The sequence below is a fragment of the Ochrobactrum sp. AP1BH01-1 genome, from assembly GCF_018066705.1.
Classification (GTDB): Bacteria; Pseudomonadota; Alphaproteobacteria; order Rhizobiales; family Rhizobiaceae; genus Brucella.
Genome location: NZ_JAGPOU010000001.1, coordinates 24,574 through 38,262, shown reverse-complemented (window position 1 = coordinate 38,262; position 13,689 = coordinate 24,574). Strand labels below are relative to the sequence as shown.

Sequence of the window (13,689 nt, the reverse complement as noted above, 5' to 3'; positions counted from 1 at the left end):
CTCAGTCGATCCGCGCAAAACCACGGCGCGCACGGCGCTCGATAATGCCGATGAAGGCGTTCGAAATCAGTGTGAGGCCGAGGTAAAGCACGCCAGCCGCCATGAAAAACAGCAGATAATGCTTGGTTGTCCCGGCTGCCTGCCTTGTCACAAGCGTCAATTCGCTGAAGCCGACGACCGCCAGAAGAGCTGTATCCTTGGTTGAGATAAGCCAAAGATTGGCAAGACCCGGTATGGCGAAGGGCAGCATGGCCGGTATCGTGATGCGTCTGAGCATCTTGGACGGCGGCATGCCGAATGCGCGCGCCGCCTCGATCTGGCCGGGCGCGATGGCTTTGATCGCACCGCGCAGAACTTCCGTCGAATAGGCGCCCTGCACGACACCGATGACGAAAATGCCAGCCGCAAGCCCGCTGATATCCACTTTGCCATGGCCAAACAGCGCCAACAACTGGTTCAACAGATCGGTGCCTGCGTAGTAGAGGATAAGGATCAGCACCAGTTCCGGCACGGCGCGCACGACTGTGGTATAAACTTCCAGCAGATCGCGAATGATCGGGCCGCCATAGAGCTTGCCCAGCGCACCGAACATGCCAATCAACAGACCGAGCGAATAACCACCAACGGCAATTTGCAGCGTGTGCCAGAAGCCCTGCAGAAGCACCCCGCCCCATCCCGGCGGATTGAGCGCAAGCAGGCTCCAGTTGATCAATGGTGCATCCATCGCCGGTTCCGTTCATGCTGAAATCAGGGGACCAGCCGACAGGACGCCGGCTGGCTGCTGACGTTCACTGGCCGTAAATGTCAAAGTCGAAATATTTTTTCGTGAATGTGTCATAGGTTCCGTTGGAACGGATGGCCTTGATCGCCGCGTTCAGCTTGTCTTTCAGCTCCGCATCGCCCTTGCGCAATCCGATGCCCACCCCCGGCCCCAGAACCTCGACATCCTGAGCGACGATGCCCTTTTCCTCGCAGCATGCCTTGCCGTTATCCGTCGCAAGGAAGGTCCGCAGAGCCAGAGAATCCGCCTGCACGGCGTCGATACGCCCAGCGGTGAGGTCGTTGTTGGCTTCGTCCTGCGTCTGATATTCCTTGATCGTGGCACCGGCCGGCGCGAAATGCTTCATCGCGTAAGCCTGATGGATGGTAGAAACCTGCACGCCAATCGTCTTGTCCTTCAATCCCTCCGGCGTCGCGTCGAACTTGAGATCCTTCGTGCCGATGACGATCGTCGGCGTATTATAGTATTTGTCCGAGAAATCGATCGTCTTGAGACGTTCAGGCGTCATCGACATTGAGCCGACGATCATGTCGATCTTGCCGGTGGTGAGCGCAGGGATGATGCCATCCCAGGCAACAGGCGTTATCACGCAATCAAGCTTGGCCTCTTTGCAGACAGCATCTGCAAAATCGATTTCCCAGCCATGCCATTTCCCCGTGGCGTCAGGTTCAGTGAAGGGCGGATAAGGTTCGGCTGCGATACCGAGTTTCACCTGTTCGGCATTCGCCGCCGCAACACCCGCAACAGCCAATGTTACACCGACGCACAGACTAGCTAAAAGACACTTCATTGGTACTCCTCCATTCCCATTTCAGTGTGTTGAACTGATAAACTTTTTCAGCCGCTCGGATTTGGGCGATCCGAAGACTTCTTCGGGAGGCCCCTCTTCCTCAATCCTGCCATCGTGCAGAAAAACGATGTGACTGGCGACCTTACGCGCAAATTTCATCTCGTGCGTAACCAGAATCATCGTGCGTTTTTCCCTGGCCAAATCGCCGATAACAGTGAGAACCTCGCCGACCAGTTCAGGGTCAAGCGCGGATGTCGGCTCGTCGAAAAGCATCACCAACGGCTCTATCGCCAGCGCCCGCGCAATCGCGGCGCGCTGCTGCTGACCACCGGACATGAACGCGGGATAGACGTCTCGCTTCTCATAAAGCCCGACGCGCCTTAAAAGCGCTTCGGCCCGCTCAGTCGCTTCGGCCTTGGGCACACCCAGCACATGCACAGGCGCTTCGATCACATTTTCCAGAACGGTCATATGTTGCCAGAGATTGAAGCTCTGGAAAACCATTCCCAGCCGCGTGCGAATACGCTCGATCTGCCTTCTGTCCGCGGGTATCTGACTGCCATTGCCGGTATTTCTCATAGCGATAGTTTCACCATGGATGGCGACCGCCCCCGACGTTGGCAGCTCCAGCATGTTGATGCAGCGAAGAAATGTCGATTTGCCGGAGCCCGATCCGCCAATAATGGCGATAACATCGCCCTCGCGCGCCCTGAGTGAAACGCCTTTAAGCACCTCGAGATCACCGAAACGCTTGTGAAGGTCGACGACGGAGATCGCCTCTTCGCCCTGACTCATGCGGCACGAACCTCCCTTGGCCTGCCCACCCTTGAGGTTTGTCGCAAGCCGTCTGGATATTGCTTTCTTATCAGCCACTTCGGAGTTCTTTTCGACTTCTCGACAAGCGGCCAACCGTTCCCTTGACGTTGACTATACACTTGAATAAGTATTGCGCAAGTGCATAGTCAGACATCGAGGGAGGAGAAGATGACCGCATCGTTTCGACGTGCGCCGGACTTCGATCGTCGCACAGACATGATAGAGGCTACGCTCGATTGCATTGCCGATCTAGGAATTCAGGCAACGACGGTTCGCGCCGTTGCCGCGCGCGCAGGCGTCAGCAATGGGTTGATCCGTCACCATTTTGCATCGAAGGCCAACCTCATCGCCGCCGCATACCAGCGCATGATCGAAATGATGACCCTGCCCGCATTGAGCATTCTGGAATCGGACGGCGGCACGCCCCACGACCGACTGACGCGTTTCATCGCTGCCAGCCTTGGTGGGGCTGTGGCAGATCCGCGGATGCTTTCGCTCTGGGCGACTTTCGTCAGCCAGGTCCATCTTGATCCGGATCTGGAGCACGAACATCGCGAAGGTTATCTCGCTTTCCGCCGCGCCACGGAGACCCTGATTGCGGAAGTATTGTCGGCGGAAGGCCGGGAGCCCACGCCGGAATTCTGCCGAAGCCTCGCCATCGCAGTCAACGCACTAATTGATGGCCTTTGGATCGAAGGCTGTCTCAGCGCGGACGAAATCGACGAAACTATGCAAATTGGCATCGGACTAAGCTCAGTCGGCGCCCTTCTCGGCATCGAGCTTCCTGCCGCGCCACCATTTCCGAGAAATTGACATGCATTATGCTTCCATCACCGACAGGCTCTCAGGATTGGGATCGGACAAATGGCGGGTCCATGCCCGTGGCAGAGAATTGCGCGCGCTTGGCCACCCGGTCATCGAATTCACGATCGGCGAGCCTGATGTAGCTCCTGATTCCTCACTGCTGGAGGCGTGCAATAACGCCATGCGCGCCGGTCGAACCCGCTATTCCAACGGTCGCGGCGAACCGGCTGTGCTGGCAGCGCTGGCAGCAAAATACTCAAAACGCACCGGCCGCGCCATCACGACCAATAATGTCCTCTATTTCCCGGGAACCCAAACTGCACTTTATGCCGTTTTGACAGGACTGGTCGAAAGTGGCGACAAGGTTCTCGTTCCCGATCCCTATTACGCAACTTATGAAGGCGTCGTACGCGCGCCAGGGGCCGATATCGTTCCGGTACCATTGCGGGCCGATGATGGCTTTCATCTCCGAGCCGACACACTGGAGGCAGCAATCACGCCCGGCTGCCGCGCATTGCTTCTCAACAACCCGCACAATCCGACCGGCGCGGTGCTGACAAAACCCGAGATAGCAGCCATTAGCGAAGTGTGCCGCAAACACGATCTCTGGATCGTGTGCGATGAGGTCTATGAAGAGCTTACTTTCGGCGCCGCATTTGCCTCGCCGCTCGATCTCCCGGAAATGGCTGATCGCACCATCGTGGTCTCGTCCATATCCAAATCGCACGCAGCCCCCGGCTTCCGCTCCGGCTGGGCGGTGGGTTCGGAGGAGTTTTGCCAGAGATTGCTGCCCTTCTCCGAATCCATGCTCTTCGGTGGACAGCCTTTCATCGCCGACATGGCAGCCTATGCGCTGACACATGATCTGCCGACAGCTTCAATCATGCGCGCGCAGTACAAAGCGCGGTCCGAGCTGATCGTGGACCGGCTACGCGGCGTTGCCGGGATCAAGCCCCTGATGCCGGAAGCGGGCATGTTCGTGCTGCTGGATATCGGCGGGACAGGCCTCAATGGTGAGGAATTCGCCAGTCGGCTGCTTGAAGAACACTATGTCTCGATGATGCCCGGAACGTCTTTCGGTCAGGTCGCGAAGAATCTGGTCCGCATGAGCGTCACTGTTCCCGAAGACAGCATTATCGAGGCATGCGACCGCATTGCTCGTTTTGCCCGCAGCCTCAACTACAGAGCCGAAAGTCTGGTTTCATGAGCAGCGAAATAACAGTCGGGCAAGCGCTGATCCGCCTTCTGGAAGCCCACGATGTCGATACCGTATTTGGTATTCCGGGCGTGCACACAGCAGAACTTTATCGGGGCCTGGCCGGATCGAGCATCCGGCATGTAACTCCGCGCGACGAGCAGGATGCGGGCTTCATGGCAGATGGCTACGGGCGGGTTTCCGGCAAGCCAGGTGTCTGCCTGCTGATTACCGGTCCGGGGCTTACCAACGCCATCACGCCGATGGCCCAGGCCCGGGCCGATTCCATACCGATGCTGGTCATTTCGGGCGTCAACGCGCGCCACACGCTCGGGCTATATCGGGGGCACCTGCACGAGCTTCCCGACCAGTTCGCGACCATGCAAACAATCGCCCTGTCGTCAGAACGACTGGAACAGCCCGGTGATCTGGCAGAACTGGTTGGCCGTGCCTTCGCCCGAATGAAATCCGGACGTCCGGGCCCTGTGCATATTGAAATCCCGACGGACCTTATGGAAGCCCGATTTGAAGGAGCCTTGCGTAAGTCTCCGGCAGGCACAGCCCCCACGACCATGGATTCCAACGTCGGGAAAATCAAAGCCGCTGCAACTCTTTGCGCCGAAGCCCGCCGCCCTTTGATTCTTGCCGGCGGAGGCGCCAACTGGGCGAGTAACCCCATTTCCGACCTCTCGCGGATGCTCGATGCCCCGGTGGTGACCACAACGAACGCCCGTGGTTTGCTGGGCCGCCATCCGCTTGCGGTACAGGCAAGCCCCAGCCTGCCGCCGATCCGCCAGCTGATCGCCGATGCCGATCTTGTCATCGCGATAGGAACCCAATTCGGCCCGACCGATTACGATATGTATGTGGATGAAGGTTTTGAGCCGCCTGCCAAAATGATCCGCATCGACATCGACCCCGAGGCCGAAGTGACAAGCTATCCAGCCACGCTGATGCTCGTGGGCGATGCAGCCCGGATAACCGCAGAACTCACCTCTGCTCTCCACCTTCTTCCTCAGGCATGGCGTGAGGATGGAACGGAGCGCGCATCGGCGGCCAGGGCTGCGGCATACAACTTCCTTTCACCCAAGATGCAGGTTTTGACCGAAGTCCTGGACACCATTCGGGATGCCCTGCCCGGCAGTATCCTAGTCGGGGATTCCACACAGCTCGCCTATGCCGGCAACCTGTTCTTCGATGCCGATGGCACAAGAAGCTGGTTCAATGCTTCGACGGGTTACGGCGCGCTCGGATTTGGTCCTCCAGCTGCGGTGGGCGCCAGTCTCGCGCAAACTGGAGTTCCGGTCGTCTGCCTGGTGGGAGACGGAGGTTTCCAGTTCTGTCTCGGCACGCTCGGCACTGCCGCCGACGAGAATGCACCTGTGATCTTCGTCGTCTGGAACAATCACGGTTATCAGGAAATCGAAGATTACATGATTTCCAGGGGTATCGAGCCGGTGGGCGTGCGCCCCACACCTCCCGATTTCATCAAGCTCGCGCAGGCCTATGGAATACCGGGCGAGCGCATTCGACTGACAAATGAAGACAATCAGGAAGCGCTTCATCCAGGCGCACTCGATCTGACGCAACTCGCCGGGGCGCTGCACCGCGCCCATGCCATCGAGGGCCCCGCACTCATAGAAATAACGACGCCATAGGCCGGGACGGTCTGGCAAAGCGACTGGGAGGAACGCTATGCATTTCGGACTGACTGAAGAACAGGAAATGATCGTCTCGACAGTTCGAAGCTTTGTCGAGAACGAGATTTATCCGCATGAAACGACCGTCGAACGTCTCGGCCATGTGCCACACGAAATCGGCGAAGAAATCAAGCGCAAGACGATCGAACTCGGCTTCTATGCCAGCAATTTCCCGGAATCGGCGGGGGGACCGGGGCTTTCCCATCTCGAGTTCGCGCTTGTGGAGCGCGAGTTGGGACGCGGATCGATGGCGCTCACCCATTTTTTCGGACGCCCGCAGAATATCCTCTTGGCCTGCAAGGGCGAGCAGATTGAGCGCTATCTCCTGCCTGCGGTGCGCGGCGAAAGGATGGATGCGCTCGCCATGACCGAGCCTGACGCTGGCTCCGACATTCGCGGGATGAAAGCCAATGCGCGCCGCGATGGAGGAGATTGGCTACTCAACGGCACCAAACATTTCATTTCAGGCGCCGAACACGCCGATTTCGTCATTGTCTTCATGGCTACCGGCGAAGAGCAATCCTCTGCCGGAACCAAGAAGAAAATCACGACCTTTCTGGTTGACCGTGACACACCGGGCTTCACCATCCGCGAGGGCTACAGATCCGTCAGCCATCGCGGCTATAAGAATATGATCCTCGAATTCGACGACTGCCGCGTTCCGGATGCGCAGGTTCTCGGAGAGGTGGATGGCGGCTTTGCGGTCATGAACGAGTGGCTTTACGCCACCCGCATAACGGTTGCGACGATGGCGGTGGGGCGCGCGCGCCGCGTGTTCGACATGATGGTGGACTATGCCGCACAGCGTAAGCAATTTGGCCAGCCTATCGGCCGCTTTCAGGGCGTCGGATTCCAACTTGCTGATTCCGTCACCGAAATCGATGCCGCCGACTGGCTGACGCTGGCAGCGGCCTGGCGTCTCGATCAGGGATTGCCCGCAAATCGCGAGATTGCCTCAGCGAAAGTCTACGCATCCGAAATGCTGGCTCGCATTACCGACCGCGCCATCCAGGTGCATGGAGGCATGGGCCTGATGGACGACCTCCCACTGGAACGCTTCTGGCGCGATGCCCGTGTCGAGCGGATCTGGGACGGCACGAGCGAGATCCAGCGCCATATTATCGCCCGCGACCTTCTTCGCCCGCTCGGAGCCTGACTGTGAGCAAAAAGAACCTGTCTCGTGTTTTACGCCCCCGTTCCATTGCCATCTTTGGCGGAGGATGGTCTACGGCTGTGCTCAGGCAATGCCGCAAAATGGGTTTTGAGGGAGAACTCTGGCCGGCCCATCCCACCCGCGATACTATCGATGATATTCCTTGCTATCGCTCTGTCGCCGACCTTCCCGGCGCACCGGATGTAAGCTTCATCGGCGTCAACCGCGACGGAACAATCGATATTGTTCGCCAGCTCTCAGCGCGGGGAAGTGGCGGCGCGGTCTGTTTCGCCTCCGGTTTCAATGAAGTATCCGATGGCGCCGAACGCAATCAGGCCCTGCTGGCGGCAGCAGGCGAAATGCCTATTCTCGGCCCCAACTGCTACGGCTTCATCAATTACCTCGACGGGGCTCTGCTTTGGCCTGACCAGCACGGCGGCAAAAGGGTTGAAAGCGGTGCTGCCATCGTCGTGCAGTCATCCAACATAGCTATCAATCTTACGATGCAGCGCCGCGGTCTTCCCATTGCCTATGTGCTGACAGCCGGAAATCAGGCGCAAACCGGTCTTTCCGAATTGGCGGAAGCCGCACTCGAAGATCCGCGTGTCACTGTTCTTGGCCTACACATAGAAGGCTTCGATAATATTTCACGGCTGGAACGTGTCTTCGCCAAAGCGCGTGAAATGAGAAAGCCCGTTGTCGCGATCAAAGTCGGAACGTCTGCCGTAGCGCAGGCGATGACCCTTTCGCATACGGCATCGCTCGCTGGAGCCGACACGCTCGCCGACGCATTTTTCGCGCGATGTGGCGTCGTCCGTGTTCGAACGCTCGACGAATTTGTCGAAACGCTGAAGCTGCTTCATGTGCTTGGCCCCTCGCCTGACAACACTCTGGGTTCGATGAGCTGTTCGGGCGGCGAAGCCTCCCTCGTGGGCGACCTTGCGAACGCGGCAGGTCTCGATCTCCGACCGCTTGCAGCTGACGAGGCAACGAAACTTCGCGCCACCCTGCCCGAAATGGTCACCATTTCGAACCCGCTCGACTACCACACCTTTACATGGGGGAATGGACCGGCGCTCACGGCGACCTATCGCGCCATGCTCGATAGCAATTTCGGCCTGTCCATACTGGTGCTCGACTTTCCCCGTGGGGACCGTTGCGTTGACAATGGTTGCGAAACATCGCTCGAGGCGGCGATCGCGGCGCACAAAGCTGGAGGGGGTCGTTTTGCGCTGGTCGCCAGTCTGCCGGAGAACATGACGGAAACCCATGCCGAACGTCTGATAGCAGCCGGAATAGCCCCGATGATGGGCCTTGCAACAGCGCTGGCGGCAGCTGCCAATGCGGCCTGGATCGGCGAAATATGGTCGAAACCGCAACCTCCAATGCTGGCTGACCAAGCGCCAGCGTTGCCATCCGCAGCCACCGCAATGGACGAGTGGTCATCGAAATCGGCCTTGCGTGAAATCGGCCTGACAACCCCAACAGGCGGTGTGGTATCAACTGTCGATGATGCTGTCGCGCTTGCCGAAAAGCTCGACTACCCCGTCGTTCTCAAGGGCGTCGGAGAAAAATTGCTCCACAAAACGGAAATGGCTGCAGTGTGCCTGAATTTGGCGAATGCCGAAGCAGTCCGTACTGCCGCCCATTCGCTTGCCCGCCTGAATTGCGATTTTCTGGTCGAGAAAATGGTTCAGGACGGAGTAGCTGAACTGATTATCGGCATCGCGCGCGACCCGCAATTCGGGCTCTATCTGACCATTGGCGCTGGCGGCGTGATGGTTGAGCTTTGGAACGATACACGCGCCCTACTTTTACCCGCGAGCCGCGATGAAATTCGTGAGGCGCTTCTTTCGCTACGCTCCGCTACCCTCCTGACAGGCTTTCGCGGCAGGTCTAAAGCCAATATCGAGGCCGCGGTCGAGGCCGCATGGCTGGTTGGCAACTATGCGCTCGCACAGGCAGGGAGACTCGAGGAACTTGATATCAACCCGCTCATCGTCACAACGGATAATGCCATCGCCGTCGATGCCCTAATACGCAACAGGAGAGCTTGATGACTGACGAGGTGAAGACCGTGCGCAACGGTCAGATACTGGAGATCACTCTCGACCGGCCCAAGGCTAATGCCATCGACCAGCCAACCAGCCGAAAATTGGGCGATGCTTTCGCCATGTTTCGCGACGACCCAGATCTGCGCGTTGCTATTTTCACAGGCGGCGGCGAGAAGTTTTTTTCCGCTGGGTGGGATCTGAACGAAGCTGCGGCAACAGGCGGAGATGGGTATATCGCTGACTATGGTCAGGGCGGAATCTACGGCTTTTCCGAATTGCCCGGATTGGAAAAGCCCGTCATTTGCGCAGTCAATGGCTATGCCATCGGCGCGGGCTTCGAAATTCTCCTGACCGCCGACTTCATAATCGCCGCCGACCACGCGCAATTCTGGCTGCCGGAAACTTCGCTCGGTGTCCTGCCGGATATCGGGTCGTTTGTTCTGCCAAAACTCCTGCCCAAGGTTATAGCAAACGAGGTTCTATATGGGGGCCGGCGTTTCAGCGCGCAGGACTGCCTACGCTGGGGCCTGGTCAACGAAGTTGTGCCGCAGGCTGAGCTTTTAAGCGCTGCCCGGGCACTCGCCGCACGTATCCTGCGCTCCGCACCGCTTTCTGTAGCGGCAGCCAAACAGACAACGCGTATGGCCGAACATATGAGCCTGGCCGAGAGTTACGCAGCCATGCGAGCTGGTATTTTTCCATTGTTCAAATCGCTCATCGAAAGCGAGGACGCGCTGGAAGGACCGCGGGCAGCGGTCGAAAAGCGCGATCCCGTATGGAAAGGCAGATGAAATGAGCACACATGCCGAAGCCGCCATAACAACCCGCCGGGACGGCGCTATTCTGGAAGTTACGCTGGATCGGCCCAAAGCCAACGCCATCGATCTGCCAACATCGCGCGCGATGGGACAAACCTTTGCAGCCTTCCGCGACGACCCGGAATTGCGTGTTGCCATCCTCAAAACGGCGGGGGACCGTTTCTTTTCTGCCGGTTGGGATTTGAAAGCCGCGGCAGAGGGTGCGCCCATTGATGGCGATTACGGAATTGGCGGATTTGGTGGCATTCAGGAACTGAGAGACCTGAACAAGCCGATCATTGCCTGTGTCAGTGGTATGGCCGCAGGCGGCGGCTTCGAACTCGCACTATCCTGTGACCTGATCTATGCCTCCGACCACTCTACCTTTTCTCTCCCGGAAATACGCTCCGGAACCATTGCGGACGCAGCAAGTATCCGGCTTCCAAAACGCATTCCATATCACATTGCAATGGAACTTTTGCTGACCGGCCGCTGGATCGACGCTCAGGAAGCTCATCGCTGGGGTTTCGTCAACGAGGTCCTGCCTCCGGAGAAGCTCGAAGAACGGGTTTGGGAAATCGCCCGGTTGCTCGCCTCCGGTCCTCCACTCGTTTACGCCGCAATCAAAGAGACCGTTCGTCGTGCCGAAAGCGAGGACTTCCAGACCATGATGAACCTCATCATGCGGCGAAAGTTAGCGACGGTCGATATTCTCTATGGATCAGACGACAATCTGGAAGGCGCGAGGGCTTTTGCCGAAAAGCGCGATCCTGTCTGGAAAGGGAAATAGCGTTGAGCGCGGAAACGGCACCCCTTTACGTTTTGTTTTGGTGGTTTAGAACGCCAAAACCCGCCGCTGAAGCGACGGGTTTTGTTGGTATTTTTGGTTGCGGGGCATGCGACCATCTCAACTTGCTTTTCCGGGCGGCCGCTTGAGCAGTATCCATTCGGCGTAGGCCGCAGGGTTACCGCTTGAGCAGTCCAGGGTTCTCTTTGTAGAACTCGATGAGGTTTTCGATTCCGAAGTCGGTGAACGCCTAGACGCCGTCTTCTCTGACGCCATAGACCTAAGCGCAATGGGATTTGCTTGAATCGCCATCGCGCCTGGCTCTTTGATCGAGGGTGATCTATCCGGAAAATCGCTACACTCTTTTCCGGATCATGCTTTAGCTGTTTACCGCCAGAAACCGCTCCATCGTCGTTGCGAAATACGGCGGAGCTTCTTCCATGGGGTAGTGGCCGCAGTTCGGCATGGTCGCGACTATGACGTTGCCGTACCAGCTTCGGAACATTGGAGCGATGGTTGCCTCATCAAGACCCGGATCATGGTCCCCGAGGATCAGCATGATGGACGTAGAGGAACCTCGGACTTCTTCGGCGAAATTCGTCCTGAACATCCCAAGGTAGGTGGTTTTGGCATCAATCGAAGCGCAGCTTCGGCTCTGTTCAAGCTTCGCCTCGATCCATCCATCGGAAAGCTGACCGGACATGAAGCGCATCAGTTTGCGAAAAGCATCGTCGACCCGGACTGTCGATGCGAAGAAGGCCAATGCCTCGTCGGGTGCGGCCGAGCCTGCCGCCGACAAAGGACAGACGGTGACAATGCTTTTGACGCGATCCGGTGCACGCACCCCGACACGTTGGGCCGCCGTAATTGCGAAAGGAGGCGCATATGAAAAAAGGCGGGGCTTCATCGCAGAAGTGATTTGGGCGGCGGCAGTCGGCGGAGCTGGTGTCAGAGGCTGGCGCACGACGACCGGCTCGATCAGCGTACGCTGCGATAACGAGAAGAAGCACAGGCGAGAATCGCAGGCTGGATCGTGCCGCATGAAAAGCAAGGACAACCCCTCGATCGTTTTCCTTGTTTGAAGACATGGTTTGAAGCCATCATGGCTAGGCCCGCCGTGAAGCGAGGAATGGCAGTTGAGCGCGCCGAGCGAAATAGAACGAACTTTTCTAATGGTAGTAACTGCTCGAGCCATATTATTTGGCCCCACAGAGACAACTTGAAGTTAAATCTACTATGGAAAGCAGAAAGTGCGTCGACAAGCTCGCTGTCGGTCAATAAATATTCGGTCGCCTGATTTTTTATTTAAGGCGGGCTAATTGCTGGATGGCTAAGCGCGACCCCACAATCGAGCTTCGCCATCTTCGCTATTTCTTGGCAGCCGCGGAGCACGGCAGTTTTCGTAAGGCGGCTGCGGCCCTCGGGATTCAGGAGTCGGCGGTTAGTCGTCGAATTTGAGATCTCGAGGACCAACTCGGTGCCTCCCTCTTTCAGCGACATAATGGCGGCGTTTTTCTAACTCTCGCTGGGCAGCAGTTTGTACGTCACGCGCGTAAGGCGGTACGGCAAATTGCGCGGGGAGCGAAGGATGTTGCCGCGATTGGTCGCTCGGAAGACGGTCGCATCAAGATCGGAATCTTTTCGTCACTTGCGTCTGGTTTTCTCTCGGACCTGCTGCGAGCATACGACAGAAGCCACCGACGGGTGCGGATCGAATTCATTGATGGCGATCCGGCGGACCATGCCTCGGCGATCCGGCAGCTCCGGCTCGATGTGGCATTCATCACGGGAACATCTGAATGGGCCGATTGCCAGACCGACCAGCTTTGGTCCGAGCGGGTATTCGCGGTGCTCCCCGACGATCACCCGCTTTGTGACAAGCAAGAACTGGATTGGGCGACCTTGCCAGCGAACGGTTCATCGTCAGCGATGCGGCGCCAGGCCCCGAGATTCATGACTATCTCGTCCAGCGGCTCGCCGACCTTGGTCGCCACCCCGAAATCCACACCCATTACGTCGGTAGAGACAACCTCCTCTCGCTTATCGCCATCGGACGCGGCGTGACGGTTACGAGCGAGGCAGGGACCGCTGCGCAGTTTGAAGGCGTTCCTGCAGGAGGCGGAAGAGCCGCCACCTCTCCTTCACCCGAACATAGCGCACCACTATCGCGTCTAGGTCGACGAACTGTACGCCGCGCTTCAAAAGGATTCGGAGGCCAAGCGGATGACTGCCGCCGACGTCATCAGGTCGCTGGTGAAGGAGATCATCCTGACGCCCGAGAATGGCGAACTTCAGGTCGACGTTCGTGGCAATCTGGTTGGAATCCTTGCCATTTCGCTCGAAAGCAAACGGCCCACCGGAGGACCGGGCCGATCGCAAGTTGAGCTGGTTGCGGGGGCACTGAGGCATAGCCACACGGTGAAATTGGTAGCCGCTGACCGTAGCGGATTGTCTCGCCCCGTAGCGTAGTTTGTTACAGGCCATCAAATGAGCGTCCACCAAAAAGGTCGAGAAGTTTATCTTGCCGCCAAGGCCGTCATCAAGCCATGTTGAGCAATTCCAGAGGCTCGGAAACAACCCGGCGCGTCGGCCAACAGATCGGTTGTGAGATCGGACTGTGGATGACATTGCCGCGTTCGGTGAAATGATTGTCGCGACCATCCATCTGCAAATGTCAGCGGCCATTCCGGCTGCGCGGCTGAAAGGTAATACCAGCGTCTTTTGACGCTGACTCTTTTTTTGACTTCCGCTTTGATGGATTTCGTGTTTCACCATTGCACGAGCCTCTGGCGACTAGCGAGACCACCAAGCG

At 57.9% G+C, this 13,689-nt stretch carries 14 protein-coding genes; 9 read left to right on the top strand and 5 right to left on the bottom strand.

Going from position 1 to position 13,689, the window contains the following annotated elements; all coding sequences use genetic code 11:
• Position 1 precedes the first annotated feature (1 nt).
• The 3 genes from J9800_RS00185 to J9800_RS00175 form a co-directional block, all read right to left on the bottom strand.
• Positions 2–724, bottom strand: coding sequence for an ABC transporter permease (locus J9800_RS00185; RefSeq protein WP_112588665.1), 723 nt, complete (start codon positions 722–724; stop codon positions 2–4).
• 64 nt (positions 725–788) lie between these two features.
• Complete coding sequence (locus J9800_RS00180) at positions 789–1,571, bottom strand: transporter substrate-binding domain-containing protein (RefSeq protein ID WP_114215215.1); 783 nt, start codon at positions 1,569–1,571, stop codon at positions 789–791.
• A gap of 21 nt (positions 1,572–1,592) precedes the next feature.
• Positions 1,593–2,366, bottom strand: a complete 774-nt coding sequence (locus tag J9800_RS00175) for an ABC transporter ATP-binding protein (RefSeq protein WP_114215216.1) — start codon at positions 2,364–2,366, stop codon at positions 1,593–1,595.
• A 189-nt stretch (positions 2,367–2,555) separates the two neighbouring features.
• On the opposite strand from J9800_RS00175, the gene J9800_RS00170 reads away from it, so the two are divergent.
• The 7 genes from J9800_RS00170 to J9800_RS00140 are packed head-to-tail and all read left to right on the top strand — an operon-like array spanning position 2,556 to position 10,880.
• The gene (locus J9800_RS00170) at positions 2,556–3,200 is read left to right on the top strand and encodes a TetR family transcriptional regulator C-terminal domain-containing protein (protein WP_114215217.1); all 645 of its coding nucleotides are present in this window, start codon (positions 2,556–2,558) and stop codon (positions 3,198–3,200) included.
• A gap of 1 nt (position 3,201) precedes the next feature.
• Complete coding sequence (locus tag J9800_RS00165) at positions 3,202–4,398, top strand: pyridoxal phosphate-dependent aminotransferase (RefSeq protein ID WP_114215218.1); 1,197 nt, start codon at positions 3,202–3,204, stop codon at positions 4,396–4,398.
• Positions 4,395–6,044, top strand: a complete 1,650-nt coding sequence (locus J9800_RS00160) for a 5-guanidino-2-oxopentanoate decarboxylase (RefSeq protein ID WP_114215219.1) — start codon at positions 4,395–4,397, stop codon at positions 6,042–6,044. Before J9800_RS00165 ends, J9800_RS00160 begins: the two co-directional genes overlap by 4 nt.
• A gap of 37 nt (positions 6,045–6,081) precedes the next feature.
• Positions 6,082–7,242 (top strand): acyl-CoA dehydrogenase family protein, encoded by a 1,161-nt coding sequence (locus J9800_RS00155; protein WP_114215220.1) that lies wholly within the window; start codon positions 6,082–6,084, stop codon positions 7,240–7,242.
• A complete protein-coding gene (locus tag J9800_RS00150) occupies positions 7,239–9,296 on the top strand; it encodes an acetate--CoA ligase family protein (protein ID WP_114215221.1) in 2,058 nt (685 codons plus the stop codon). The genes J9800_RS00155 and J9800_RS00150 overlap by 4 nt, the downstream gene beginning before the upstream one ends.
• On the top strand, positions 9,296–10,084 hold the full coding sequence (locus J9800_RS00145; RefSeq protein ID WP_114215222.1) for an enoyl-CoA hydratase-related protein: 789 nt from the start codon (positions 9,296–9,298) through the stop codon (positions 10,082–10,084). The genes J9800_RS00150 and J9800_RS00145 overlap by 1 nt, the downstream gene beginning before the upstream one ends.
• A gap of 1 nt (position 10,085) precedes the next feature.
• On the top strand, positions 10,086–10,880 hold the full coding sequence (locus tag J9800_RS00140) for a carnitinyl-CoA dehydratase (protein ID WP_114215223.1): 795 nt from the start codon (positions 10,086–10,088) through the stop codon (positions 10,878–10,880).
• A 376-nt stretch (positions 10,881–11,256) separates the two neighbouring features.
• Here J9800_RS00140 and J9800_RS00135 read toward each other — a convergent pair whose 3' ends face one another.
• Positions 11,257–11,919 carry an alpha/beta fold hydrolase gene (locus J9800_RS00135; protein ID WP_114215224.1) on the bottom strand — a complete coding sequence of 221 codons (663 nt, stop codon included), beginning with the start codon at positions 11,917–11,919 and terminating at the stop codon, positions 11,257–11,259.
• A 284-nt stretch (positions 11,920–12,203) separates the two neighbouring features.
• Between J9800_RS00135 and J9800_RS22290 the strand changes: the two genes are divergently transcribed.
• Both J9800_RS22290 and J9800_RS22285 read left to right on the top strand, forming a co-directional pair.
• On the top strand, positions 12,204–12,335 hold the full coding sequence (locus J9800_RS22290; protein ID WP_502696710.1) for a helix-turn-helix domain-containing protein: 132 nt from the start codon (positions 12,204–12,206) through the stop codon (positions 12,333–12,335).
• Positions 12,336–12,446: 111 nt separating this feature from the next.
• Positions 12,447–12,941: a LysR substrate-binding domain-containing protein gene (locus J9800_RS22285; protein ID WP_502710100.1), complete on the top strand. Its 495-nt coding sequence runs from the start codon at positions 12,447–12,449 to the stop codon at positions 12,939–12,941.
• Between the two features lie 3 nt (positions 12,942–12,944).
• Here the strand turns inward: J9800_RS22285 and J9800_RS21990 are convergent, their stop codons facing one another.
• Positions 12,945–13,652, bottom strand: coding sequence for a hypothetical protein (locus J9800_RS21990; protein ID WP_286167462.1), 708 nt, complete (start codon positions 13,650–13,652; stop codon positions 12,945–12,947).
• Positions 13,653–13,689: the final 37 nt, after the last annotated feature.